26 protein-coding genes are annotated in these 25,984 nt (G+C 61.5%); 11 read left to right on the top strand and 15 right to left on the bottom strand.

Features of this window, described 5'->3' with window-relative positions:
• The first annotated feature begins 43 nt into the window (after positions 1-43).
• The 4 genes from IP85_RS20450 to IP85_RS20465 all read left to right on the top strand — a co-directional run bounded on the left by IP85_RS20450 (position 44) and on the right by IP85_RS20465 (position 5,451).
• Positions 44-2,158, top strand: coding sequence for an EAL domain-containing protein (locus IP85_RS20450; protein ID WP_348625566.1), 2,115 nt, complete (start codon positions 44-46; stop codon positions 2,156-2,158).
• A 146-nt stretch (positions 2,159-2,304) separates the two neighbouring features.
• Positions 2,305-3,261 carry a helix-turn-helix domain-containing protein gene (locus IP85_RS20455; RefSeq protein ID WP_054151509.1) on the top strand — a complete coding sequence of 319 codons (957 nt, stop codon included), beginning with the start codon at positions 2,305-2,307 and terminating at the stop codon, positions 3,259-3,261.
• A 136-nt stretch (positions 3,262-3,397) separates the two neighbouring features.
• A complete protein-coding gene (adh, locus tag IP85_RS20460) occupies positions 3,398-4,912 on the top strand; it encodes an aldehyde dehydrogenase (protein WP_054151510.1) in 1,515 nt (504 codons plus the stop codon).
• A gap of 167 nt (positions 4,913-5,079) precedes the next feature.
• Positions 5,080-5,451: a DUF779 domain-containing protein gene (locus IP85_RS20465; protein WP_054151511.1), complete on the top strand. Its 372-nt coding sequence runs from the start codon at positions 5,080-5,082 to the stop codon at positions 5,449-5,451.
• 67 nt (positions 5,452-5,518) lie between these two features.
• Here the strand turns inward: IP85_RS20465 and IP85_RS20470 are convergent, their stop codons facing one another.
• From IP85_RS20470 to lgt, 8 genes are all read right to left on the bottom strand, one after another.
• The gene (locus tag IP85_RS20470) at positions 5,519-7,795 is read right to left on the bottom strand and encodes a methyl-accepting chemotaxis protein (protein ID WP_245280919.1); all 2,277 of its coding nucleotides are present in this window, start codon (positions 7,793-7,795) and stop codon (positions 5,519-5,521) included.
• Positions 7,796-7,881: 86 nt separating this feature from the next.
• A complete protein-coding gene (locus IP85_RS20475; protein WP_054151513.1) occupies positions 7,882-8,736 on the bottom strand; it encodes a hypothetical protein in 855 nt (284 codons plus the stop codon).
• A gap of 143 nt (positions 8,737-8,879) precedes the next feature.
• The gene (locus IP85_RS20480; protein WP_054151514.1) at positions 8,880-9,812 is read right to left on the bottom strand and encodes a ribose-phosphate pyrophosphokinase; all 933 of its coding nucleotides are present in this window, start codon (positions 9,810-9,812) and stop codon (positions 8,880-8,882) included.
• A 152-nt stretch (positions 9,813-9,964) separates the two neighbouring features.
• Positions 9,965-10,750, bottom strand: coding sequence for a hypothetical protein (locus tag IP85_RS20485; protein ID WP_054151515.1), 786 nt, complete (start codon positions 10,748-10,750; stop codon positions 9,965-9,967).
• Positions 10,751-10,892: 142 nt separating this feature from the next.
• A complete protein-coding gene (locus IP85_RS20490; protein WP_054151516.1) occupies positions 10,893-12,044 on the bottom strand; it encodes a Xaa-Pro peptidase family protein in 1,152 nt (383 codons plus the stop codon).
• A 1-nt stretch (position 12,045) separates the two neighbouring features.
• Complete coding sequence (gene pgeF, locus IP85_RS20495; protein ID WP_054151517.1) at positions 12,046-12,840, bottom strand: peptidoglycan editing factor PgeF; 795 nt, start codon at positions 12,838-12,840, stop codon at positions 12,046-12,048.
• Between the two features lie 132 nt (positions 12,841-12,972).
• Positions 12,973-14,073 (bottom strand): class I SAM-dependent methyltransferase, encoded by a 1,101-nt coding sequence (locus IP85_RS20500; RefSeq protein WP_054151518.1) that lies wholly within the window; start codon positions 14,071-14,073, stop codon positions 12,973-12,975.
• Between the two features lie 9 nt (positions 14,074-14,082).
• Positions 14,083-14,931, bottom strand: coding sequence for a prolipoprotein diacylglyceryl transferase (gene lgt, locus IP85_RS20505; protein ID WP_054151519.1), 849 nt, complete (start codon positions 14,929-14,931; stop codon positions 14,083-14,085).
• A 189-nt stretch (positions 14,932-15,120) separates the two neighbouring features.
• Between lgt and IP85_RS20510 the strand changes: the two genes are divergently transcribed.
• The 4 genes from IP85_RS20510 to IP85_RS20525 all read left to right on the top strand — a co-directional run bounded on the left by IP85_RS20510 (position 15,121) and on the right by IP85_RS20525 (position 17,485).
• Entirely contained in the window at positions 15,121-15,381 is a 261-nt protein-coding gene (locus IP85_RS20510) for an accessory factor UbiK family protein (protein ID WP_054151520.1), read from the top strand.
• A gap of 441 nt (positions 15,382-15,822) precedes the next feature.
• A complete protein-coding gene (locus IP85_RS20515) occupies positions 15,823-16,323 on the top strand; it encodes a YbjN domain-containing protein (protein WP_054151521.1) in 501 nt (166 codons plus the stop codon).
• A 2-nt stretch (positions 16,324-16,325) separates the two neighbouring features.
• Positions 16,326-17,144, top strand: a complete 819-nt coding sequence (gene proC, locus IP85_RS20520) for a pyrroline-5-carboxylate reductase (protein ID WP_054151522.1) — start codon at positions 16,326-16,328, stop codon at positions 17,142-17,144.
• The gene (locus IP85_RS20525; RefSeq protein ID WP_054151523.1) at positions 17,141-17,485 is read left to right on the top strand and encodes a tRNA-binding protein; all 345 of its coding nucleotides are present in this window, start codon (positions 17,141-17,143) and stop codon (positions 17,483-17,485) included. The genes proC and IP85_RS20525 overlap by 4 nt, the downstream gene beginning before the upstream one ends.
• A 40-nt stretch (positions 17,486-17,525) precedes the next feature.
• Here the strand turns inward: IP85_RS20525 and IP85_RS20530 are convergent, their stop codons facing one another.
• The 3 genes from IP85_RS20530 to IP85_RS20540 are packed head-to-tail and all read right to left on the bottom strand — an operon-like array spanning position 17,526 to position 20,178.
• Complete coding sequence (locus IP85_RS20530; RefSeq protein ID WP_054151524.1) at positions 17,526-18,908, bottom strand: ATP-binding protein; 1,383 nt, start codon at positions 18,906-18,908, stop codon at positions 17,526-17,528.
• 42 nt (positions 18,909-18,950) lie between these two features.
• Positions 18,951-19,652: a response regulator gene (locus IP85_RS20535; RefSeq protein WP_236759292.1), complete on the bottom strand. Its 702-nt coding sequence runs from the start codon at positions 19,650-19,652 to the stop codon at positions 18,951-18,953.
• A 1-nt stretch (position 19,653) separates the two neighbouring features.
• Positions 19,654-20,178, bottom strand: coding sequence for a MarR family transcriptional regulator (locus IP85_RS20540; protein ID WP_054151526.1), 525 nt, complete (start codon positions 20,176-20,178; stop codon positions 19,654-19,656).
• Between the two features lie 306 nt (positions 20,179-20,484).
• Between IP85_RS20540 and IP85_RS22295 the strand changes: the two genes are divergently transcribed.
• Together IP85_RS22295 and IP85_RS20545 are read left to right on the top strand one after the other, a co-directional pair.
• Positions 20,485-20,649, top strand: a complete 165-nt coding sequence (locus IP85_RS22295) for a hypothetical protein (RefSeq protein WP_153762508.1) — start codon at positions 20,485-20,487, stop codon at positions 20,647-20,649.
• An 89-nt stretch (positions 20,650-20,738) separates the two neighbouring features.
• A complete protein-coding gene (locus IP85_RS20545; protein ID WP_054151527.1) occupies positions 20,739-21,383 on the top strand; it encodes an MBL fold metallo-hydrolase in 645 nt (214 codons plus the stop codon).
• Positions 21,384-21,441: 58 nt separating this feature from the next.
• Here the strand turns inward: IP85_RS20545 and IP85_RS20550 are convergent, their stop codons facing one another.
• The 4 genes from IP85_RS20550 to IP85_RS20565 all read right to left on the bottom strand — a co-directional run bounded on the left by IP85_RS20550 (position 21,442) and on the right by IP85_RS20565 (position 24,659).
• Entirely contained in the window at positions 21,442-21,891 is a 450-nt protein-coding gene (locus IP85_RS20550; protein WP_054151528.1) for a BA14K family protein, read from the bottom strand.
• Positions 21,892-22,045: 154 nt separating this feature from the next.
• Positions 22,046-22,261 carry a cold-shock protein gene (locus tag IP85_RS20555; protein WP_006725577.1) on the bottom strand — a complete coding sequence of 72 codons (216 nt, stop codon included), beginning with the start codon at positions 22,259-22,261 and terminating at the stop codon, positions 22,046-22,048.
• 538 nt (positions 22,262-22,799) lie between these two features.
• Positions 22,800-23,948, bottom strand: a complete 1,149-nt coding sequence (locus IP85_RS20560) for a PQQ-dependent sugar dehydrogenase (RefSeq protein ID WP_082347847.1) — start codon at positions 23,946-23,948, stop codon at positions 22,800-22,802.
• A 153-nt stretch (positions 23,949-24,101) separates the two neighbouring features.
• Positions 24,102-24,659, bottom strand: coding sequence for a hypothetical protein (locus tag IP85_RS20565; RefSeq protein ID WP_156323026.1), 558 nt, complete (start codon positions 24,657-24,659; stop codon positions 24,102-24,104).
• A 101-nt stretch (positions 24,660-24,760) separates the two neighbouring features.
• Between IP85_RS20565 and IP85_RS20570 the strand changes: the two genes are divergently transcribed.
• Positions 24,761-25,963, top strand: a complete 1,203-nt coding sequence (locus tag IP85_RS20570; RefSeq protein WP_054151745.1) for a pyridoxal phosphate-dependent aminotransferase — start codon at positions 24,761-24,763, stop codon at positions 25,961-25,963.
• Positions 25,964-25,984 lie beyond the last annotated feature (21 nt).

The raw sequence follows: 25,984 nt of genomic DNA on the forward strand, positions 1-25,984 counted from the left end.
TAACCATGCGCGGTGAGCATTTTGAAATTGACCACTGCTAGGTTTGGCCGTCAATTCAAACTGGTTCTTGCCCATGCTCGCCGTTCTAACCTGCATTGCTGTCGATCACGACCCGGTTTCACTGATCGCCGCTGTTCTTATCTGCGTGTTGGGATCGCTTCTCACAATGCGCCTCTTCAGCCGCGTCCGCAGTACGCGGGGTCCGGTGCGTGCGAGCTGGATTGCACTGACGTCCATTATTGGCGGTTCATCCATCTGGACCACACATTTCGTTGCCATGATGGGCTATGAGGCCGATGCCCTTGCCGGCTATGAGCCGACCGCGACGCTGCTTTCGCTGATGCTCGCCATCGTGATCACGGGCATGGGTCTCTTCATTGCCGCCGTGACCACGCGCAGCTTCCTCATCGAAGCCGGTGGAGCGCTCGTCGGTGCGGGCATTGCATCGATGCATTATGTCGGCATGTCTGGCTATCAGGTTCAGGCGGATCTGCATTGGAACATGAACTATGTCTGGGCGTCTCTCGTGGCGGCAGGACTGTTCGGCGCCCTGGCCACCAATCGCGTGGCTCGGCCCGTCACGCGATTCTGCCGTTATGGCGGTGGCGCCGCACTCGTGCTGGCCATTGCGTCGACGCACTTCATCGGCATGACAGCGTTGACCGTCGAGCCGAATTTTGGTGCTTCGTTGCCGGTGAACATGCTGCCCGAAAGCGTGATGACGGTGGTGCTTATCTTCGTCACGCTGTTGATCCTGGTGATCGGCGCGATGACCTATGTCATCGACCGGCAATCGAACCGCTCGGCGGTCGAGCGCTATCGCCAGCTGTCGCTGCATGATGCGCTCACCGGCTTGCCGAACCGCATGGCATTCATGGAGCGTCTCGGACATCTCATGGATCGCCCGGCTGCGCGCAACGATCGCATCTACATCTTCTCCTTCGATCTCGACCGTTTCAAGGAGATCAATGACGTGCACGGTCACGCGGCAGGTGACCACGTGCTGCGCGTGGTTGCCGAGCGCATGTCGGAGAGCCTGAAACCGGGTGAATTCGTGGCCCGCATCGGAGGGGATGAATTCATCGCGGTCAGTCCCCGGTTGTTCACCGCAGGTGCTGCCGAGGCCTTTGCACGGGGCATCATTTCCGAACTGGTGTCGCCGATCCAATGGAAGGGGCTGACACTGTCCGTCGGGACAAGCATCGGGATTACCACCTTCCCGGACGGCGCCGATGACATCGACGACCTCATGGCGCAGGCTGATATTGCCATGTATCGCGCAAAGTCGGCCGGCTCGAACAATGTCTGCTTCTACGACAAGTCCATGGACCAGGCCGCTCGCGAGCGGAGCGCGCTCGCGATGGACATGCGGGCCGGCTTCCTGCGTGACGAGTTTCAGCTCTATTTCCAGAAGCAGAACGACACGCAGACCGGCGAGGTGGTCGGTTTCGAGGTTCTGTTGCGCTGGTCTCATCCCACACGGGGCATGGTTCCGCCGTCCGAATTCATTCCGATCGCGGAGCGGACAGGATTCATCGGCGAGCTCGGTGACTGGGTGCTGCGTCAGGCCTGCCTGGAAGCCGTGCAGTGGCGCAACCCGCTCAAGATCGCCGTGAATGTTGCGCCCAAGCAGCTGGCCAATTCAGCGCTGCCCGAGCGGGTGCGCGAAATTCTCGATGAGTCGGGTCTCGATCCGGCGCGCCTCGAACTGGAGATCACCGAGTCCGGGATTATTGATGATCAGCAGCATGCACTGCATATCATCCGCCAGCTGAAGGCGATTGGTGTCAACATTGCCATGGATGACTACGGCACTGGGTATTCTTCGCTTTCGACGCTGCAGCTTTTCCCCTTCGACAAGATCAAGATCGACCGGGGCTTCATCGACAGCGTCGTGGAGAACCGCCAGTCGGCCGCCATCGTCCGCTCGACGCTCATTCTGGCCCAGAGCCTCGACATTCCCGTGCTGGCAGAAGGCGTCGAGAATGCGGAGCATCTGCGCTTCCTCCAGCAGGAGGGGTGTCAGCAGGTTCAGGGCTTTCTGTATGGCAAACCGCAGCCGCTCTCGGAACTGCAGGATATCGTCAATCCCGCGCTGTCCTCGGTGCCGAGCGGGGAGCCTCTCAAGTCTGGCGGCGCTGCCGATATGGCGGCCTGAGCGCCCGAAATAGACGCATTTTGAAAGTGTCGCAGATTTGCGCCATTCCGGGCGACGAAATGTTAGCTGATCATTTGCCGGTTATATGAGCGATTGCCTCTGGAGCCGGAAGGCGCATACTGCAGCTCGTGCTTTGGGAGGAGCAGATGCGTCAGGATCTCAGACATTCCGAACTCGTGTATTCGACGGCGCAGAAGGCATCGGCCGCTGTGACCTCGCCGGTCGCTGCCTCGTGGAGCCGTTGCCTCAATCTTTACCACCTGCAACCCGAAGAGGCGCGCAAGCCGGTTCTGGTCGAAGAGGCGATGTATCGCGAAGCGCGCGAGCGCATGGAGCGGCTGATCGGCAGCTCCGCCGACGAGGTGGACCGGCTCTATCAGTTGGTCGGAAAATCCGGCTGTTGCATCATTCTCGCCGATCAGAACGGCATCGTGGTCGACCGGCGTGGTGCGCCCGGTGACGATGTCGAGTTCCGGGCGCTGGGGCTCTGGCAGCAGACGCTGTGGAGCGAGGCGAGTGTCGGGACAAACGGGATCGGCACGGCGCTGGCCGACGAGCGTGCCGTCGTCATCCACCGCGACCAGCATTTCATGAGCGCCAATATCGGTCTGTCCTGCGCGACCGCGCCGATTCGCGACCATCTCGGCCGGCTAACGGCAGCACTCGATGTTTCCACCTGCCGCAACGATGTCTCGGACATGACGCTCGCAGTGCTTTCGCAGGCCGTGCGGGATGCCGCAGCCCGGGTCGAAAGCAATCTCTTCCGCCAGGCGTTTGCCGGCGCGCGCATCGTCATGGTGCCCCAGGCGAACTCCCTGTCCGCATTGATTGCGGTCGATGGGGACGACCTGATCCTCGGCGCGACCAAGGCGGCGCGTCTTGCCCTGAAGCTCGATGACGGGCTGATCGCGCAGGGACTTCCGGCTGCCGATGCGCTGCGCGAGACGCGCGGCGAAGCGACCAGCGACCTCGAGGATGCCGAGCGGGCGGCTCTGCGCCGCGTGCTGTCACGTGCCAATGGCAACGTCTCACAAGCAGCCCAGATGCTCGGCATAAGCCGCGCGACACTGCATCGGAAGATGAAGCGCTTCCAGCTGCACTGACAGGCCGATAGGTGTCGCATTCCTGAAACACTGTGCGCTGCAGCACTGTTTCGCGCCACTATCTCCTGCACCGGAACGCAGCAATCATCCTGCCATCAGGACCCGAGGAGGGGTCCTTTCACAGGGAGGATGACAGATGAACATTCAGGTCCAGACGATTGCGGCTTCGCCGTTCAAGCTGAAATACGGCAACTTCATCGGCGGTGAATTCCGCGAGCCGGTCAATGGCCGCTACTTCGAGAACACGACGCCGGTGACCGGCGGCAAGCTCTGCGACATCGCCCGGTCCGATGAGCACGACATCAATCTGGCGCTCGATGCGGCCCATGCCGCCAAGGACAAATGGGGCCGGACGTCGTCGACGGAACGCTCCAACATCCTGATGAAGATCGCGCAGCGGATGGAGGATAACCTCGAACTTCTCGCCCGCGCCGAGACCTGGGACAATGGCAAGCCGCTGCGCGAGACCATGGCGGCCGATATTCCGCTCGCCATCGACCACTTCCGCTATTTCGCCTCCTGCATTCGCGCCCAGGAAGGCACGATCGGCGAGGTCGACCACGACACGATCGCCTACCACTTCCATGAACCGCTCGGCGTCGTCGGTCAGATCATTCCGTGGAACTTCCCGATCCTGATGGCGGCCTGGAAGATGGCGCCGGCACTGGCTGCCGGAAACTGCGTCGTGCTGAAGCCAGCCGAGCAGACACCGGCCTCGATCCTCGTCTGGATCGAACTGGTTGGTGACCTCCTGCCGCCTGGCGTGCTCAATATCGTCAACGGCTTTGGCCTCGAAGCCGGCAAACCGCTTGCGACCAGCCCTCGGATCGCCAAGATCGCCTTTACCGGCGAGACCTCGACCGGCCGTCTGATCATGCAATACGCATCGCAGAACCTGATCCCAGTGACGCTCGAACTCGGCGGCAAGTCGCCGAACATCTTCTTCGAAGACGTCATGCGCGAGGACGATGACTATCTCGACAAGGCGCTTGAAGGCTTTGCGATGTTCGCGCTTAACCAGGGCGAGGTCTGCACATGCCCGAGCCGCGCTCTGGTGCATGAGAAGATCTATGACCGCTTCATGGAGAAGGCACTGAAGCGCGTTGCCGCGATCAAACAAGGCGATCCGCTCGACATGTCGACGATGATCGGGGCGCAGGCGTCCTCCGAGCAGCTGGAAAAGATCCTGTCCTATATGGATATCGGTCGCCAGGAAGGCGCCGAAGTGCTGATTGGCGGTGAGCGCAACACGCTCGCAGGCGAACTGGCCGGCGGCTATTACGTCAAGCCGACCGTGTTCAAGGGCCACAACAAGATGCGCGTCTTCCAGGAGGAGATCTTCGGGCCTGTTGTCTCCGTCACCACCTTCAAGGACGAGGCGGAAGCGCTCGAAATCGCCAATGACACGCTTTATGGCCTCGGTGCCGGCGTGTGGAGCCGCGATGCGAATACCTGCTACAACTTCGGCCGCAACATCCAGGCCGGTCGTGTGTGGACCAATTGCTATCATGCCTATCCGGCCCATGCGGCCTTCGGCGGCTACAAGCAGTCGGGCATCGGTCGCGAGACACACAAGATGATGCTCGACCATTACCAGCAGACCAAGAACATGCTGGTGTCCTACAGCCCGAAGGCACTCGGTTTCTTCTAAATCCGCCGATCTTCGTGTCTGGAGGGGCTGCAAACGCTCATGTCCTGCGCTTCCGGTGCTCACGTACGTCAAGTACGCTCCGCTCCGGTTCTCGACCATGATCGTTTTCGCCTCCTCCAGGCACGAACCTCGACAGGTTTAGTGACGAGTTCGTTGGAGGGATTATTGTGAACACCGATACAGGTGAACCCCGCGTCATCGCGACCGAAGCCGCACTCGCGTTTCTCGCCGAGATCAAACAGGACCATCCAGACATTTTGTTCCACCAGTCCGGTGGATGCTGCGACGGGTCATCGCCGATGTGTTATCCGGCGAGCGACTACCGGGTCGGCGAAACGGATGTGAAGCTCGGCGAGATCGGCGGCGTGCCGTTCTACATCAGCGGCAGCCAGTATGCCGTCTGGGCGCATACCCAGCTGATCATCGACGTGGTGCCGGGGCGAGGGGGCATGTTCTCGCTCGACAATGGCCGTGAGCGGCGCTTTCTCACACGCTCGCGGCTGTTTTCCGAGGGCGATGCCTGCAGTCTTCCGACCTGAAGTCTCTGCAGACTAAAAACCCGCCGCTTGAGATCGGCGGGTCAGGTTGGATTGTGGATGCAGGCGATCAGGCGGCGCGGCGGGCGGAGCCCTCGCGCTGGCCGATGGTGAAGCGTGAGACCTGTTCGGTCAGGCCGTCCGCTTCCTGGGCGAGTGCGAAGGCGGCAGCCGTCGTTTCCTCGACCATGGCTGCGTTCTGCTGGGTCATCTGGTCGAGATCGTTGACCGAGGCGTTGATTTCGGAAAGTCGGGCGGACTGTTCCCTTGATGCGTCGACGATTGCGCCGATCTGATCGTTGATTGCGGCGATGTTGTCCTCGATGGCGTGCAGGCGTTCTCCCGTCTGCAGAACCAGGGCCACGCCATCGGAGACATTGCTTGTCGAGGCGTTGATCAGTCCGTTGATGTCGCGGGCTGCGGTAGAGGACCGCTGAGCGAGTTCACGCACCTCCTGGGCAACGACCGCGAAGCCCTTGCCGGCTTCACCGGCACGGGCCGCCTCGACACCCGCGTTTAGCGCGAGAAGGTTGGTCTGGAAGGCAATCTGGTCGATGACATCGATGATCTGGCGGATCTTGGAGGATGACTCCTCGATCCGCTGCATCGCGACAATGGCTTCGTTGACCACTTCAGAGGAGGCCTTTGCCCCCTTCAGGGCACCAGCCGAGACCTGTACGGCTGTTTCGCAGCGACGCAAGGCGTCGTTGACGCTGCCGGTCATCTCGCCCAGCGCGGCGGCTGCTTCCTCAAGCGATGCGGCCTGCCGTTCGGTGCGATGGGCAAGGTTGGCTGATGCGCCCTTGAGGTCGTTCGAACCACCACGAATGGTGTCAGCGCTGGCCATGATTGCGCGAATGGTCTCCTCAAGCTTGTCGAGGGAGCCATTGAAGTCGATGCGCAAATGGTCAAGCTCCGGCACAAACGGTGTGTGGATGCGCAGGTGCAGTTTGTCGTCCGACAGGTTCTTCAAGCCCGCGGCTAGGGCAGTCACGGCTTCCTGAAGTTCCTGGGCGCTACGCTGCTTTTCAGCCTCGCGCTCGCGCCGTTCGGCGTTCATCTCGAGATCGCGACTCTCGGCCTCTTTCTCGATGCGCTCCTTTTCCAGTGCGCTGCGGCGGAAGCTGTCGAGGGCCCGCGCCATCAGGCCGATCTCGTCGCGTCGTCCGGTTCCGTCGATTTCGATCTCGGTGTCGCCGTTGTTCAGACGGTTCATCAGGCCTGCCAACTGGGTGAGGGGGCGCGTGAGGCTGGAGGAAACGGCGATACCGATGCCACCCATCACAACGAGGACGGCCACGGTTGCTACCAGGGCCCATTTGGCCAGCTCATTGGAAGACGCCAGGATGCCGCGTTCGTCCTGGCCAATCGCAAGAAGGTTCTTCTGGCCGAACAGGGTGACGGGCGTGAAGGAATAAAACAGGGTGCGATCACCGGAGGCTGCGAAGTCGGAACCCTTGGCTCCGCCGCGTGCTGCGGTCACGAGTGCTTGTGGCACGGCGGCATTGGCGCCGCCGGAAAAGGTTCCTGCCCGCAGGCTGCCGTCCTCGGCCAGCAGAACGCTGTCATCAATGCTCTGCCCCATGCCGTCGGGCGTGATCGATGCCGTCAAGCGACTTGTGCCCACACGCATCACGATGACCCCCTTGCGGACGACCTCTCCCCAGACCGAAATCGCCAGGGGCTGGGCGACCAGCGCCGAGCGCGCGTCGTCTTCAGCCTGCATGTCAGTGAAACCAATGGCGTGGACCTGGGAGACGTCGCCAGCTTGCGCCGCATCGAAGGCCGCCTTCAACGCGGCATTGGCGGGATCGGAGACGCTGGTCAGGAATGCGTCGCCCTTGGTGACCGAATAGATGATCTGCCCAGCATTATCGATGACGTAGATATCGCTGACATTGGTGTTCTGACGCGTGCTGGCAAAGGCGCCGTGAATGGAGGCGTGGCGGACACCGTAAAGCAGCTTGAGGCCTGATCCGTCGATGGACGCGCGTTCCTCAGAGTTTTTGCCGGGATCCTGGAAGACCTCGCGGATCTTTGCTTCCTCGATCTTGATGACCGTCGCAACAGAGTCGGCGGCTTCACCGATCGCGGTGTTCTGTGCGAGTTCGCCAAGCGCCTGCTGAATGCGGGTTTCATAGGCGGTGAGCACCTTGGCCTGTGTTGCGGCAACGCTTTCGAGGCGCAGCTTGCTGGCATCGATCAGTCCGCTCTTGCCGACCTGGTAGCTCAACAGGCCGACAGCCATACAGGACACTAGCGTCGCTCCAACCACCAGCCCTGCGAATTTTGCCTTCACCGACGACAGCACGTTTGTACGCGCATTCGTTCCGTTCGAACCCGTCACACCCATTCCTCCAGAAAATATCCCGAATGGAGGCTAAGCTGATTTGCTTACCGGCAGATTAAGGTTACCGGGGCTGCAGCCGCTCGTCAGCGCAGGCCGATCGTCTCGCAAGCGGCATCGATGAAGGCCAGCTTGACGGCCTGCGTGGCGAGGTATTCCTGGAGAAAGTCACGGGAAATCCACATCGTCGAGCGACCGCGATTGCCTTCCCAGCCGACACTGCCGATGGCTTCCGCTTCGCGCAGCTTGCGCGTCAGATGGGTGCGGGAGAGCCGGAAGTTCTCTGCAAGTTCCGGCACCGAGCGCACCTGTGTTGGCACGCGTTCGATCGCCGGATCGACCGGGTCTACCCCGACCATCAGCCAATCCATGACGATGCCACCATTGTTCAGCCAGGTGAACAACGACCAGGTCTGAGGCGGTGTGCGGATTTCCGGCGAGACCATGGCGAGGCGGGTGATCTCCGGATGCAGCCGGGCGAGGATCGTTTCGTCCGCCTCGAAGGCATCCAGCCTGTTGCCGCCGTCCAGCCGATCGAGGCTGATGAGATGGATGAAGACCCAGCGGCGGGTCGCTGCGATCGTGATCGGTGCCGGCACGAAGGGGCGGTTGCGGCGGTCTGGCGTCTGGCCGTGCTGGGCGATGCCGTAGACCAGCATTTCCTTGATGAAGGCGTCTGCGGTGTTGACCGAGGATATGCCCAGCGTCTTCACCTGCTCCAGATAGCGGGCCATCAGGATGACGGGCTCCGGATTGCCGCGGGCAACCTCCTGGAAATAGTGGCTCATCGCCAGATGACCCAGCAGCCAACGTTGTTGGGTGCCGAACACGGCGGCAAGCCGTGGGCTTTCCTCATTGACGCGCAGCAGAGCCCTGGACTGGTCCCGGACCGTTTCATGCAGATCTGTATTGGCCAGAAGTCGTTCAACCGAGAGTGACATCAACTCACGCGCAAAAGCCGGGGGCGGGTCCAAAAAGGGGTATTGCGCGCGAAGCTGTATGCAAAGCAAAGAGGGTCTGCAAGTGGCTGTGACACCGCTCACATTTCTTTGTCTCTCTTAATCTTAACTTTTAAGGATCGGCCTCAGTCGAACAGACTGGAGACCGACTCTTCCTGGCTCGTGCGGTTGATGGCTTCGCCAAGCAGCGTGGCTGTCGAGAGCACGCGAATATTGTGCGCCGACTGGACGGCCGTTGTCGGCTGGATCGAGTCGGTGATCACGAGTTCGCGCAGCTTGGAGGAGGCAACACGGGTCACGGCACCGCCAGAGAGCACGCCATGCGTGATATAGGCAGTCACGCTAGTTGCACCGTTCTTCAGCAGCGCTTCGGCTGCGTTGCAGAGCGTGCCGCCGGAATCAACGATGTCGTCGATCAGGATGCAGTCCTTGCCGGTGACCTCACCGATGACGTTCATGACTTCGGATTCACCCGGACGATCACGGCGCTTGTCGACGATCGCCAGCAGACAGTCGAGGCGCTTGGCAAGCGAACGGGCACGCACCACGCCGCCAACGTCAGGCGATACGACCATGACATTGTTGGTGTCATACTTGTCCTTGATGTCGCGCGCCAGGAGCGGCACGGCATAAAGGTTGTCCGTCGGAATGTCGAAGAAACCCTGGATCTGGCCTGCATGCAGGTCGAGCGTCAGAACGCGGTCGGCCCCGGCTTCGGTGATCAGGTTGGCGACCAGCTTTGCCGAGATCGGCGTGCGGGGACCGGGTTTGCGGTCCTGACGGGCATAGCCGAAATAGGGAAGGACCGCCGTGATGCGGCGTGCTGAAGATCGACGGAAGGCGTCGATCATGATCAGCAGTTCCATCAAGTGGTCGTTCGTCGGGAAGGACGTCGATTGAACGACGAACACGTCTTCGCCGCGCACGTTTTCCTGGATCTCTACGAAGATTTCCTGGTCTGCGAAACGGCGGACGCTGGCCTTGCCGAGTGGTACGTTGAGATAGGAGCAGATCGTTTCGGCCAATTGCCGGTTCGAATTACCTGCGAAAACCTTCATCTTGGCCCGCCTGTTACCATGCTGAGATGCGGGCTTTTTAGCGCCGTTCCCCCTGAATGCAAGAGGTTTGGACGGCTAGGCCCATATTTTCGGTTGATGCGCCAAATGGGGCGCATGTTTTGCGGTTTTACAGGGCGGAAGTCGCTCGGGTGTCAACCTGCACGACTGTTCCGCCATGATACATATTCGGCCATGCTCTTGGTTGCGATCTGCTGCATGACGGAGGCCGGGACCCCGGCCCAGGGGTCCTGCGCGCCCGAGGGCACCACCTCCTGGCCCTGGATGCGGTGCAGCCGTCCGCCGCTGCCATCCAGGATGTCCCAGACATAGGTGATCGTGACATTCCCGCTGTCGGAGAAGGCGGAGAAGTAGCCCTTGAGGATGTGTTCGCTCGAAGCGTCGCTGGCACTCTTGATGGTGAGGCCACGGGCACGCGCCTCGGCGCCGAGCTGGCGGGAGAGTGGCGTGACCGCCTGAACCGGTGCGCCGATGATTGGCAGAAAGCGGATGCTGCCCGTCGATTGTGCGGCCGGGGGCAGGGCTGCCTGCTGGGACTGAACCGCCTGCGGGGCGGGCTGTGCGGGTTGCGTTGCCTGCAGGGTCGCGGCCTGCTGTTGTGGCGCGCTGGGGAAAGCCTGCTCAGGCGCGCCGTCAAGTGGTGCTGAGGCTGCTGGATTGCGGCCACCCTGTGCGAGGGCCGCGGCTTGAGCCCCCAGTGAATTCTGCGGGCCGCGGACCGGCTCTGTATAGACGCCGGTCTGACCGAGCAGTGCGCTTTGAACCTGCTGGGTGCCGCCCGCCGGGGCGGCCAGCTCCTGCGAATAGGTCGCCGGCAGGCTGCCATTGCCGACATCGGCCGGGGGCGTCAGCACATCCGTGCTGTTGCAGCCCGAGATCAGCGCCAGCAGGCCGAGGATACCGGCCAGTTTCGTGGTCATCCTGCGAGAACTTCTCACCACGGCGGGTCCTTCCGCTTTGATCCTGTCACAATTAATGTGACTAGCATGATCAGCCTGTCAATTCCCTGAACAGACTGGCAAAACCGCGCCATGCTCCTCAAATGGTGCCAGATCGCGGCCGTCAGACGCTGATCAGGTCGAGCGGATGACGCGAGAGGGCGCGCGGGCCGGTCTCCGTCGTCAGGTAGGTCTGGCCGATGGTCATCGCCGCTTCCTTGTCACTGTCCATGATGATCATGTGCACGAAGACGGACATGTCGGCTGCGATCTCCAGCGGGTTACCCGCATGGAACATCTGGTGCTCCATCCAGGACGGCGCGAAACGCGCACCGACCGAATAGCCGCAGGCATTGAAGCGATGGCGGGTCAGGCCACGGTCGTCCATGACCTTGGCATGGGCGTCGAAGACCTCGCCAAAGGTGTGGCCGGGGCGCAGCACCTGCTCTATCGCCCGCATGCCCTCGATCGCTGCCGTAAAGAGTTCGCGGTGACGGGAGGTGACGTCGCCGATCAGGACGGTGCGCAGCATGGGGGCGTGATAATGGGAGGCGACGCCGGCCCATTCGAGCGTCACCTGGTCGTTGGCCGACAGCTTTCGGCGACCCGACTTGTAGCGGCAGAGAAGAGCGTCCGCGGCCGATCCGATGACAAAGGGATTGGCGGGATAGTCGCCGCCGCCAGCCAGCACTGCCGACTGCATCGCAGCGAGGATCTCCGCTTCGTCGGCATCGGGTCCGATCAGGGGCAGGGCAGCGTCGAAGGCGCGGTCGGCCAGTTCGGCAGCCTCGGTCACCTTGGCTATCTCGGCCGGTGACTTCACCAGGCGTAGATTGCTGACAAGGTAAGAGGCATCCACAGCTTCGCAAAAATTGGTGAGCTGGTTGTCGACGAGACGCGCGACGCGGCCGGTCATGCCGTGGGTATCGTATTCGACGCCGACGCGCATGCCGAGAAGATCGAGATCGCTCAGGAGGTTGCGCAAATCGACGGCCGGGTCGGCATTCATCCGGTCGACCCAGACGACGATGTTTTCGATCGTCGAGGTCTGCTTGGCCTGACGCAGGTCGGGGGTCCGGGTCAGCAGGGTCAGGCTGCCGTCGGCCTTGACGACGAGGGTCTGGAAAAAGCAATAGCCGAAGGTGTCGTAGCCGGTCAGCCAATACATGCTCTCCTGGGCGAAGAGCAACAGGGCGTCGAGCTTTTCCTCGGCCATGCGGGCCATCAGGCGGGTGCGACGGGCGGAAAATTCGCTTTCGGTAAAGTGCAGGGCCATCTTAGTCCTCCATGATCGCGATCGCGGATATCTGTCGCCCATAGTCGGGTTCGCCCGCATGGGTTGTCCGGCGATAGGAGAAGAACGTTTCAGGGGCCGCATAGGTGCAATGGCCAGTGCTGTCGGCGATGACGCCCGCTTGCGTCAGGCGCATGATGGTGAGACCGGGCAGGTCGAACATCGCATGGTCAGGTTTCGACGAGGGGGTGAAGAAGGCCTCGAATTCCGGATTGGCGGCGAGGAAGCGGTCGACGAATTCCGGACCGACCTCGTAATTTTTCTGCGAGATCGAGGGGCCGAGGGTCGCCCTTATGGCCTCGCGCCGAGCGCCAAGCGCGATCATGGCGTCAACGGTGTTTTCGAGCACGCCACCCAGTGCGCCCTTCCAGCCGGCATGGGCCGCACCGATGACCCGATTTTCAGGGTCGGCGAAGAGGATCGGGCCGCAATCGGCGGTCAATACGCCAAGCACCACGCCCGGGCTCGCCGTGACCTGTGCATCGGCCTGGGGCCGACTGCCGTCATAATCGGCGCCGACCACCACGACGTCGGGCGAATGGATCTGATGGGCGGTGGCGAGCCGTTCGTGCGGCAGGCCAAACCAGGCGCTGACCCTGCGGCGGTTCTCGCGCACCTTGTCAGGCTCATCGTTCGAACCGATACCGACATTGAGGCCGCGGTAGATGCCCTCCGAGACGCCGCCGTCGCGGGTGAAAAAGCCATGGCGGATGCCGGCTGCAGTCGTGGCGTCGAGGCTCTCTGCTAGGATGGGGCGTGGCTGGTCGGCTGTGCTCATGATTTGTCTCCTGAGCCTTGGCAAATCACGCGTATGCAATGCGGATACTGCGAAACGATTGGATTCAATCGGCTTTCTTCAAGTTCGAGCCGTCTGGAACGGGCGCGATCGTGCAGATCGCATCCCCTCCTGTCAATGCTTGGACTTGAATGGCAACAAGTGGACGACGGGCATGGAGACCGCCATGACCTTGAACAGCTCGCCCATGTAGCCATTGCCGGCGCCGGCGAGGCGATGCACGGCCTCGACGATTTCGGCTTGCATCTTCTCGTCCTTGTCGCGGCCGAGCGAAGCGGCGCGCTGCTCGATGCCGAGCCCGACGAGGAAGTCGCCCTGATGCATGCAGCCGTTGAGATGCACGCCTGCGGCAAGGGCGGTGCGGGCGAGGTTTTCGAAGTCGACGTGGCTGGTAAGGTCGGCGAGCCCCGGATTGGCGAGCGGCGGATCATACTCGTGGGCACGCACTGCCTGAAGGGTGTCGCCGAAATTGGTGACCATGTGGCCATAATCGATGATCAGAGCGGTGCCGTGGCTTTGCTTCAGACGTTCGCAGATCGTCAGCATGACCGACTGGCGGGCGGGGGCCACTTCGAAGATTTCGCCGTCGGCAGGCGCATCGATGCCCTGTGGCAGCATCGCCGGGTCGAGCGTTGCGACGCCGAGCGTGAAGCACAGCTCGCCGTTGTCGTCGATGCCAACCATGCGCTCGCGAAAGCCGTCTGACGTCCTGACGAACTGGCGGATCGGGATCGCATCAAAGAGTTCGTTGGCCGCGAGCAGGGTAAATCCCTCAGGCACGCCGTCGAAGCTTTCGTGCCACGAGACTTTGTCACCATGGCCGGAGAGCGTTTCCATCTGGGTGAGCTTCAGGAGGGCGCTGGTCTCGACGAGGTGGATTGTCGCCGTTTCGTAAAGCTCCGGTGCCGCACGGGATATCACCCTGAGCATGTCGGCCATCATGGTGCCGCGGCCAGGGCCGATCTCGACAAGGCGCACGTCACGCGGTTCACCATGGCGCTGCCAGGTGTTGATCATGAAGATGCCGAGCATCTCGCCGAAGAGCTGGCTGATCTCGGGCGCCGTGACGAAATCGCCTGCACGGCCGAACGGATGGCGGGTGCGATAGTAGCCGTGTTCGGGGTCGGCGAGGCAGAGGGCGAAATAGTCCGTGATGCTGATCGGGCCATTGGCTGAGATCAGTGACTTGATCTTTTCGGCGAGCGGTGTGGCCATCTTGGCTCCTCAGCCTTGGGTCGCGGGGGTCTGACGCCCCGACCGCACGAAAATCCAGATCCCGATCAGGACCATCGGTAGCGACAGCACCATGCCCATGGTCATCCAGCCACCATAGAGATAGCCGAGCTGCACGTCGGGCTCGCGGAAGAATTCGACGAAGATGCGGGCCGAGGCATAGCCGGCCACGAAGATGCCGGTGATGCGACCGGGGGCGCGGAGGGCGCCGAATGCGCGGGCGAGGATCTGCAGCACGATGAGCAGGACGAGACCCTCGAGTGCTGCTTCATAAAGCTGGCTCGGATGGCGGGGGAAGGGGCCGCCAGTGGGGAAGGCCATTGCCCAGGGTACATCGGCCGGCCGGCCCCAGAGTTCGCCATTGATGAAGTTTGCGATGCGGCCGAACAGCAGCCCGAGGGGCACGACGCTGGCGACCAGGTCGAAGAGGCTCCAGAGGCGGATCTGATGTTTCCGGGCGAAATAGACCATGGCGAGCGTTGCGCCGATAAAGCCGCCATGGAAGGACATCCCGCCGTTCCAGACCTCGATCGCGCGCATCGGATTGGCCGCCACCGAGGCGAAGTCGTAGAAGAAGATGTAGCCGAGACGGCCGCCTGCGACGACGCCGATCGCGACCCACAGAATGAAGTCGTCGATCTGTTGCAGGGTGGCGGGCGCCTGGCCGTTCGGCCACAGATGCGGGCGCTTCAGAAGATCGCGGGCTATCAGCCAGCCGAGGAGGATGCCGGCAACATAGGCGAGGCCATACCAATGGACCGACAGCGGGCCGATCGAGAAAGCGACCGGGTCGATCGCGGGAAAGGATACGGCGGCGAAAAGGTCCAGGACTGACAACAATGGAGTACTTTCGTTAATGCTGCTGGAAAATGGCGTTGCGAACTGGCACGGTCAAGATGGAATCTCGGCGGCTGCGACACCGTCAACCACCTTTATCTGTCCTTCGCGTCTTGCGTGCCGGGCTGTCTGGTCCTACCTCATCTGCAGGTACCGATTTCCAGTCCGCAGTCTGCTTCAGAGGAGTTTTCCATGTCGACCGGCCCCAACCGTATTCTCGATGATTTCGCCAAGTTGATGACGGACGCCGCGGGCGCAGCCCAAGGCGTTCGAAAAGAGGTGGAAACAGCCTTTCATGCTCAGGCGGAGCGCTGGCTGAACAGCATGGATCTGGTCAAGCGCGAAGAGTTCGACGTGGTGCGCGAGATGGCGCTGAAGGCGCGTGAAGAGAACGATGCGCTGCTGAAGCGCATCGAGGCTCTCGAGGCTCAGCTCTCCACCCAGCCGAAGTAATCGCTGCTCCGTTTCGAAACAGCTTCGCGAGACGCCGCAAGGCTTAGCAAGACCCATTGCCTGTGGCTTTGGGTCTTTTTGTATTTTCAGCACCTTGACGGGTGTCGCTCGGGCCGGAACCCACGAAAAAATTGCAGCTTGTGGACAGCTGCGAAAAAGCCAATCGGCAGAGTCGCTTATGGGGTGATGCAAAGGCGATTCTGAAAGCGCCATCCACAGGTCACACAGTCAAATATGACGAGGGGGGCTGGTGCTGGCCCCTGACGATTATACACTGATTTTCAACGATGATTCTGAGCGGGGGCCGCGTAAGTTTCGGGCAGGGTGCGTGTTCTACCCTGGGGTCCTTCGGAATCGTTTTCAGTAGTTTCCGGTTCAGGTGTCCGAGTGACCCGGCGGTTCGCCGGGCGCCCGTATTCATTCCGGTCAAGAAGGTGATGCATGAGCCTCATGGAAATCGAAGTCGAACGCCAATCCAACCCGGTCGATATGATCGAGTTTGTCGCGGCGACCAATGACTGGTCGTTCGAGCGTTCGGGCGAAGACGAAATCGCAATGACCGTCGAGGGGCGCTGGGCCGACTACCATGTCTCCTTCTCCTGGATGGAAGAGTTCGAGGCGCTGCATCTGGCTTCCGCCTTCGATCTGAAGATCCCTGAAAGCCGCCTGAACGAAGTCATCAAGCTTCTGTCTTACGTCAACGGGCAGGTGTTGATGGGCCACTTCGACCTGTGGCGGAACGAAGACGTCGTGATCTTCCGTCAGTCTCTGCTGCTCGCCGGTGGCGCAGAGCCCACCAATCGTCAGGTCGAGGTGCTTCTCTCCTCCGCTGTCGATGCATGTGAAGCCTATTACCAGGCCTTCCAGTTCGTCGTCTGGTCGGGCATGGACGCCAAGAGCGCCATGGATGCCGTCCTGTTCGAGACGGTCGGAGAAGCCTGAGCATGACGAATGCCGCATTCGGACAGATCGTCCTCGTCGGTGCTGGCAATATGGGCGGCGCGATGCTGGCCGGCTGGCTGAAGAGCGGTGTTCCGGGCAATGCCGTCACGGTGCTCGACCCGGGTCCATCCGACAAGATGATGGCAGCGATCAGTGACGCCGGTGCCCGGCACTTGGTCACGCCGCCGGAAGGTCTGACGGCTGATATTCTTTTTCTCGCCCTGAAGCCGCAGGTCATGGACGCGGTCCTGCCGGGCCTCAAGTCTCTCGTCGGGCCGCAGACGACGGTGGTTTCCGTTGCCGCCGGCAAGACCATCGCCTCGATGGAAGGCCATCTCGGCAAGGCGGCCATGGTGCGCGCCATGCCAAATACGCCGGCAATGGTCGGCCGTGGCATCACTGGCGCCTTTGCCAATGCTGCCGTCTCCGAAGAGCAGCGCGACGTCGTGCATCGTCTTCTTCAGGTGTCCGGCCCGGTCGAATGGGTCTCGAGCGAAGCCGACATCAATGCCGTGACCGCCCTTTCTGGTAGCGGACCGGCCTATGTCTTTTACCTCGTCGAATGCATGGCAGAGGCAGGCCGGAAAGCGGGCCTGTCGGCGGACCTCGCCATGCGCCTCGCACGAGAAACGGTCGCGGGGGCTGGTGAATTGTTGCACCAGTCCCCCGACCCTGCCTCGCAATTGCGCAAGAACGTCACATCGCCCGGTGGGACGACGGCGGCAGCCCTCTCTGTGCTGATGGCTGATGATGCGATGCAGCCGCTGTTCGATCAGGCGATCGAGGCGGCGCGCAAGCGGGCCGAGGAGCTCGCCCAGTGAGCGGCTCCGAGATCACCTTTGCCGATTTCGAGAAGGTCGACATTCGCGTCGGCACGATTGTCGAGGTCGAAAACTTCCCGGAAGCGCGAAAGCCGGCCTTCAAGCTGAAGATCGATTTCGGTCCCGAGATCGGTATCAAGAAGTCTTCGGCCCAGATCACCGTGCACTACACACCGGAAACGCTGATGGGACGCCAGGTGCTCGGGGTGGTCAACTTTCCGCCCCGGCAGATCGGGCCGTTTCGCTCCGAGGTTCTGACGCTCGGAGTCGAGGATGAAAATGGCGCCATCGTGCTGGCGGCCGTCGAGCAGCCGGTGCCGAACGGCAAGAAGCTGATGTGACAAGGGGCCTTCGGGCCCCTTTTTCTTGGTCTGAACAATCTCAGACGGGAACCCGGATGATGGCGCGCAGACCGCCGAGCGGGCTGTCTTCGAGCGTGACATTTCCGCCGTGGCTGCGGGCGATGTCGCGGGCGATCGCAAGGCCGAGCCCCGTACCGGAGGCGTCGAGGTTGCGGGCTTCATCGAGGCGATAGAAGGGCTTGAAGACATCGTCGCGCGCTTCCTTCGGAATGCCCGGGCCGTCGTCGTCGAAGACAATCACCAGCCACTTGGCCGTATGCCGGGCGTCAATGTCGAGCCTGTGTGCGTAGCGTCGCGCATTGGAGGCGAGATTGGTCACCAGACGCGTGAAGGCGTTGGGACGTACATGGACGAGAGCCTCGCCCTCCAGTGTCCAGGAGAAGGCGCGGTCGTGCAGGCTGAAGTCGGCTGCGACGCGCTCGAAGAGGTCGCGAAGATCGAGTGTACCGACGTCTTCCTCGACCTCTCCTTTGGCGAAATCGAGATAGCCTTCGAGCATGCTCTGCATGTCGTCGATGTCCTGGTTCAGGCTGTCGATTTCCGGCCCGTCACCGGCGAGCGCGAGCTGCAGGCGAAAACGGGTCAGGATGGTGCGCAGGTCGTGGCTGACGCCCGCCAGCATGGCGGTACGCTGTTCCATCTGACGTTCGATGCGCTCACGCATCAGGATGAAGGCAAGGCCGGCGCGGCGCACTTCGTCTGCTCCGCGCGGCGAGAAGTCTTCCGGCGGACGCTGTCCCTTGCCGAAGCTCTCGGCGGCGTTGGCCAAGGCCATAATCGGGCGGATCTGGCCGCGCAGGAAGAGAATGGAAATGGCGATCAGCACCAGCGCCGTCGAGACCATCCAGACGATAAAGATGTGGGTATTCGAGGCATAGGCGGAATTGCGCGGCGCAAAGATGCGCAGGGTTTGGTCGTCAAGGACGACGCGGATCTCGACGAGGCGAGATGTCCCCACCGTGTCGATCCAGAAGGGACGGCGGATCTGCGCGGCGATTTCGTCCGAGAGGATCTGGTCGAGAATGGAGAAGAAGGGGCGCGGCCGGGGCGACGGCAATTCCGTGCCAGGCTCCAGGGAGACCATCAGGTTCAGGCGACTGGCCGCGACGTTGACGATCTTGTCAAAATCCTCGCGGTCCGGATAGAGCTCGATGAGCTCAATGACGGCCGCGATATCGCGGGTAACCGCTGCGGACAATCGTTCCGTCACCAGCTGCCAGTGACGCTCCATGAAGACGAAGGCAACGACCGTCTGCAGGATCAGCATCGGCAGGATGATGATCAACAGCGAGCGGGCATAGATGCCGGTCGGCAGCCGATGACGCAGCCAGCGGAGAGAGCCCTTCAGGCCGGTCGCCGGGCTGCGGTCGTGATCTCGCCGGATCTGATCGAACAGCGTCATATGCTACACTTCCTCGGCGCATCGCGCGCCGTTGCCGCGGCCTCAGTCCATGCTGAGGCGATAACCGATGCCGCGCACCGTCTGCAGCCAGACGGGGTTGGCGGGATCATCCTCGATCTTGCGCCGCAAGCGATTGATCTGGACGTCGATCGTGCGCTCGCCAACCTCCGCGTCGTTGCCGACCAGTTCGTGGCGCGGGATCGTATCGCCGGCCCGCGTCGCGAAGAGATACATGATGTCCTGTTCGCGGTCTGTCAGGCGGATGACCTCCGCACCTTTGCGCAGTTCCTTGCGCAGGACCGAGAAGGTGTAGGGACCGAACATGACCTGCTCGATCTTTGGTGCATCGGGGTTCATGTTGCGCTTGAGAATATTGTTGATCCTGAGCACCAGTTCCCGCGGATCGAAGGGTTTGGCGAGGTAGTCGTCAGCACCGGCTTCGAGGCCCGCAATGCGGCTGTCGGCCTCCGAGCGGGCGGTCAGGAGAATGACCGGCGCGCGCTTGTCGTCGGAGAGGCTTTGGGTGAGCGAAAGGCCGGATTCGCCCGGCATCATCACGTCGAGGACGAGGAGGTCGAAGCTCAGGCCTTCAAGCTTGCGGCGCGCCTCGGCGGCATCGGCAGCGACGGAAACGCGGAAGCCTTTTTCCGTCAAGAACCGATGCAAGAGGTCGCGAATGCGCGTGTCGTCGTCGACTACAAGGAGATGCGGGGCGTCGTCGGTCAGCTCGATCTTCTTCGACACGTCAGTCTGCTCCATCCGTTTCGAGAGGCTGGGTCACGGTCTGTTTCTGCATGCCTTCGAGGAAGCGCCGCACGGTGGCGCGTTCGTCCGATGTCATGCCCTCCATCGCATGCGCAATGCGGCGCGATTGCGGCTCGGAAAGCGCCAGCGACAGTTCGCGCCCGGCAAGCGTTGGGTAAAGACGGCGCTGGCGGCGGTCGGCGGGACCCGCCATCTGCCTGATATAGCCGCTGTCGATCAGTTCCTTCAAAACCCGGGCCAGGCTCTGCTTGGTGATCTGCAGGATGCCGAGCAAGTCGGCAACGGTCATGCCTGGACGGCGGCTGACGAAATGCACGACGCGGTGGTGGGCGCGTCCGTAACCGAGCTTGGCAAGGATGGCATCCGGATCGGACACGAAATCACGATAGGCAAAAAACAGGCTTTCGATGGTTTCGAAGTCGATCGACTTGTCATCGACCACCGGCAGGTCCGGCAGGATCTTCTTGGCAGTCTTCGTCGCAGACTGTCGGGCCACGCTCGTCATTCCTTTCCTCCGGCGCAGACGCGAGCGCCATCGCCGGTTATTACCCTCATCGCCCAGGGGCGATGCTTTCCCGAAGGCTGAGCCGCATGAAGCGACTAACCGTTCTTCCTCGTCTCCCTGACGGGGATTGCCGGCAAAACTATGCGCAAGTGTAGCAAATTTCCAACAAATTTAAGCTGATCGCACAGGTTAGGCGACGGTCGGGAAACCTATGGCCGCCATGCTCGTTACCACTGCACTGATCAATCACAAGTTCCGGACAAGCAGCTTCGGCCAGGCTTTGCCGAAGGATAGAGGATTCGCGCCATGATGAACCGTGACCGTACCGCCCAGATTACTGCAAGCCCCAGCCTTCGTCCCGTTGCGATCTTCGTGTTCACCGCCAAGCTGATGGTGGCGAGCTTTCTCGTTGCCCAGGCTTCCCTGCTTCCGGCGTCCCCTGTCTCTCAGGTCTACGGCCTGTCCCGTTAAGCCTAAACCCTGTGAGTTCGTCGCGGTTTCTCTCTTCGGTCTGGCATGATAAGGCGCATGTCGATCACGATCAGAAGGATAGCGAGCCCATGGGACAGATACAGGCGGGCATCATCCCGGTTACCCCTTTCCAGCAGAATTGTACGATCCTGTTCGATGATGAAACGCGCGAGGGCGTGATCGTCGATCCGGGCGGGGACGTGGATGTCATCCTGCAGGTGATCGCGGAGAATGGACTGACCCTCAAGGCGATCTGGCTGACGCACGGGCATCTGGATCATGCGGGAGGTGCTGCCGAGCTGAAGGAAAAGACGGGGCTGACCATCATCGGACCGCACAAGGACGACCTGCCGCTTCTGCAGCGCATCGAGACGCAGGCGGCGAGCTACGGCATTTCGGGGTTGCGCAGCGTGCTTCCCGACCGGTGGCTCGAAGACGGCGATACGGTCAGCTTCGGCGATCATACCTTCGAGGTTTATCACTGCCCGGGTCACGCCCCAGGGCATGTCATCTACTTCAACCGCGACCAGAAGTTTGCCCATCTCGGCGACGTCTTGTTCAGCGGCTCGGTCGGGCGAACCGATCTGCCGGGTGGCGACCACCAGACCCTGATGAACTCGATCCGCGACAAGGTCCTGCCGCTCGGGGACGATGTCGGCTTCATCTGCGGCCACGGACCCGGGAGCCGCATCGGCGACGAGCGCCGATCCAATCCTTTCATCCAGGGGCTCTGAACGAGAAAAAGCGCCGGGTGACCGGCGCTTTTGTCATTCTGCGGTGCGGTTACGGTCCTCAACGGGCCGTGCAGAAGTGGGTTCTGCCGTCATAACCGACGAAGGTGCCGGTCCGCGGGTTGAAGCTGCGATAGCGCTGCGAGCAGTAGTCATACCAGGCGCCGGTCCAGGGCTCGACGCCATAGGACTGAACCACCGGGCGCGGCTGCTGGTAAACTGGGCGCGGGCGATAGGTATGGCGCGGCGGCGGCGGATAATCATCGACGTAGTAGCCGGGCTCGTCATAGACCGAGACGGGGCGATCGATGTAGACACGGCGCTGCGGCGGCGGGCTTGCGAGTGCGGAGCCGACGATCAGGCCGGTTGCGAGACCGATGACACCCAGTGCCAGGGCATCGTCGCTGCGGTGGCGATAATGGCGGTCGCCGGCTTCGGCCTGGCTTGCCGCGGCGATCGGCGTCAGGGTGACTGCAGCCGCGAGAAGTGCGTGTTGCGCGAATTTCATCATGACGTCGTTCCTCGACCTTGCGAAATTACCTGAGCCGTGTGGCTGTTCGGGCCATCGGCGATGATCGTAATCTAGGAGGCTTTGCCTGAACGCAGGCTGAACGAAAAAACCCGGCATGAATGCCGGGCCGCAATTCGTAGAAAACCGGGTAAAATCAGCCGGAGATCTGCAGGTTTACGGCCTTAGGGCCCTTGCCACGGCGATCGGGTTCGGTGTCGAAGCTGACCTTCTGGTTTTCGGTCAGGCCCGACAGGCCCGATGCCTGAACGGCGGAGATATGGACGAAGATGTCCGCGCCGCCATTGTCGGGCTTAATGAAGCCAAAGCCCTTGTCGGTATTAAAAAACTTTACAGTGCCAGTCTCGGCCATGCGTCAGGTCCTTTTCTCTCTGCCCATATTCGGCGGGGCAGCATTGCAATGTACCCGCAAGCGGGTGAGCGACAGGCATTTGTCGAAATTAGAGGAAAGGGGCCCTGTTACCGCAGTCTAACTCCCGACGATGTTTCCATCCTGTCAAGTTAGCCTGCCCGGGGTTGTTATAGCGTCCCCGGCGCGCACTCATTTATAGGTCTTCCCATGCTCGCAAAATTGCCCGAACGCGCGAAGATTGCTTGGTTTGTCGGAAATTGGCAAGCGAAAGTTTTAACCCTGTCCGGGGCGAGACTCCTTTGTTTTCAGTGTGAATGGAGTGATTCGTTACCGTCGCAAGGCCTCGTCACGCCATTTCGAAGAAAATTTGCATCGCTTGCGATGGAGATTGAGACAAAACCCCTCTCGAACACGGAAATTTGCGGGTGAAAATTTTCCGTGTTCGATGGTCTCGCATGCTGCGGGGTCCAGGTTTGTCAGGCAAATTGGCCCCAAACATGGGGCAAATGCCCGGCGGATAACAGGTTCGCGGCGTTCCTCAACTCTGGCCAGCACGGGTAAGGCGTAGAAGCTGTCCATCCTCTTCGTCGGTCACCAGCAGGATGGAGCCGTCTGGCGCGACCTTCACGTCGCGAATGCGGCCGTAGTCGCCTTGCAGAATGCGTTCTTCTTTGCCGATCGAGCCGTCATCGTTGCGCTCGATGCGGGCGATCAGCTGATATTTCAATGCGGCGACCAGGAAGTCGCCTTCCCATTCCGGGAACATGGCGCCGCGGTAGATTGCTAGCGCTCCCGGCGCGATCGACGGGTCCCAGTAGTGAAGCGGCTGCTCGTAGCCATCGGCAGACTGACCGATGCCGATTTCGGCGCCGGAATAGTGCTTGCCATAGGAGATGACCGGCCAGCCATAGTTATTGCCTGCTTCGGGTGCATTGATCTCGTCACCGCCGCGCGCGCCATGTTCGACGGTATAAAGCCTGTTATCGGCGGGATCGATGACGATGCCTTGGGGATTCCGGTGACCGCTGGACCAGACTTCGGGAAGAAGTTGCCCGCTGGGGTTGGTGGAAGAAGGGGTGCCGTCGGCATTGATGCGGATGATCTTGCCGGCGTGATCGCCCTGATCCTGGGCGCGGTCCGGTTCTCCACGATCGCCGATGCCGAAAAACAGGCTGCCATCAGCGGAGACAGCGATCCGGGATCCAAAATGCTGGCCGGCACCAGTCAGCTTGTTCATGAGAAAGATCCGACGGACATCCTCGAGGCGTCGTTCGTTTGCGCTCAGGCGAGCGGAGAAGACAGCCGTGCCCTGTCCACCCGGACCGGGGGCTGCTGCCGTAAAGAAGAGACGGCGGCTTTCGGCGAAGTCGGGAGAGAGGGCGAGGTCGAGCAGTCCACCCTGGCCAACGGCTGCGATCCTCGGCAAGCCGCCCAGCGGACGACCGACTTCACCATCACGAATGATCCGCATGCGGCCGGGCCGCTCGGTGACGATAAAGGCCCCGTCCGGCATCACTTCAACAGACCAGGGGTTTTCGAGGCCCTCGGCGATGCTGGCGACCTCGATGGTGACGTCTCCGGCCCGGATCTCCCGGGGCTCTTCTGCCAATGCGGACGTCGCAACCGATATGGCAAGGACGGGCACGCACAGCCGTGCGATTCTGTCGAAGGGGTTCAGCATCATCATCTCCTCACAGCCATCGATTGCTCGTCGAGAAGATGGGGACTGAAATGCAGCTGGCAAGGCGTTTCACAGCCGTCGCCCGCCTCATGACGTAGTTTTGAAGGCGAAGTGTGCAGCTGGCTTCGGCATTCCAGATCCAGATGTTCGACCTGCCGCTTACCGCTGATCGCTGTTTTCGCCTTGGACGATTTCCTGCCATCCGCGCTTCCAAAGGGCGAAGCCACCGGCTGCCATGACCGTGAAGCAGGCGAAGAGGAGAACGATCAGTACATGGCGCTCCTTCTGCGGGAGGGGCAGGTGCTCAACTGCTGAGGTTGGGACATCGACCAGTCGGACAGGGGCGGCTGGGACGATGCTTCCGGTGGTCAGGCGATCTGCCGAGATGGTGGAAGCCGACGGGGCCACGATGACCTTGTCCTGGCTGGGCGGCGAGGCGGCGCCGGGGCTTCCGAACATGAAGAGAGCCAAAGCCAAGCCGCTGGCAGCGGCGAGCCAGGCCAGTGAACGGCTTCGCCTTGAGGGTGGCGTGCATGCTTCCAATTCATAATCCATGACAGGCACCTTCATTCTTGTCCTGACCGCATGAAACCGTGTGATCGCGTCGTCATGGCGACGAAATTGTGGCGTTTCCCAACTCGAATTGTGATTTCGGCGGTGCTTGGGAAATCGTGCCCACAGACGCATTGGAATGGTGACGCAAATCTCTTGCGCCATCCGTGCTTTTGGCTTGAAAGGCCGGGGCTCTTTCGCCATAGAGCTTGGACCTGAGGCCCCGGAGAGCGGGGTCGATGTTCAATCAGCTCAGGACCTGCACAATGGCTTTCCTTGCCGACGCCCTTTCCCGCATCAAGCCTTCCGCGACCATCGCCGTCACGCAGATGGCCCGGGAACTCAAAGCGCAGGGGAAAGACGTCATTTCGCTCTCCGTCGGCGAGCCCGACTTCGATACGCCGCAGAACATCAAGGACGCGGCCGTTGCCGCCATTGCTCGTGGCGAGACGAAGTACACGCCGGTCGCCGGCATTCCGGAGCTGCGCAAGGCGATCGCTGACAAGTTCAAGCGCGAGAACGGTCTCGACTACAAGCCGGAGCAGGTGATCGTCGGGACCGGCGGAAAGCAGATTCTTTTCAACGCCTTCATGGCGACGATCAATCCGGGAGATGAAGTGATTATCCCCGCGCCATTCTGGGTCTCCTATCCGGAAATGATCGCGCTGTGCGGCGGCACGCCGGTCGCTGTCGAGACGACGATCGAGAACAATTTCAAGATGACCGCCGAGCAGCTGGACAAGGCGATCACGCCGAAGACCAAGTGGTTCATGTTCAACTCGCCGTCCAACCCGTCGGGTGCTGCCTACAGCCGCGAAGAGCTGAAGGCGCTGACCGACGTGCTGATGAAGCACCCGCATGTCTGGGTCCTGACCGATGACATGTACGAACATCTCGTGTTCGGCGATTTCGTCTACTACACCCCGGCCCAGGTTGAGCCTGAACTCTACGAGCGGACGCTGACCATGAACGGCGTGTCCAAGGCCTATGCGATGACCGGCTGGCGTATCGGCTATGCAGCCGGCCCGCTGCCGCTGATCAAGGCGATGGACATGATCCAGGGCCAGCAGACGTCTGGCGCCTGCTCGATTGCCCAATGGGCGGCCGTCGAAGCGCTGAATGGTCCGCAGGACTTCATCACGGAATCCAAGAAGGCTTTCGAAGAGCGCCGTGACCTCGTCGTCTCGATGCTCAACCAGGCGTCCGGCATCGTTTGCCCGAAGCCGGAAGGCGCCTTCTATGTCTATCCGTCGTGTGCTGCGCTGATCGGCAAGACCGCCCCGTCGGGCAAGGTCATCGAAAGCGACGAAGACTTCGTCATGGAGCTGCTGGCGACCGAAGGTGTCGCGACCGTTCACGGCTCGTCCTTCGGTCTTGGCCCGAACTTCCGCGTGTCCTACGCAACCTCGAACGCCAAGCTGGAAGAAGCCTGCAGCCGCATCCAGCGATTCTGCGCTTCGCTGAAGTAAGCAATTTTCTGGTTCAAACCA

The sequence above is a fragment of the Rhizobium sp. AAP116 genome, from assembly GCF_001295785.1.
Lineage (GTDB): Bacteria > Pseudomonadota > Alphaproteobacteria > Rhizobiales > Rhizobiaceae > Allorhizobium.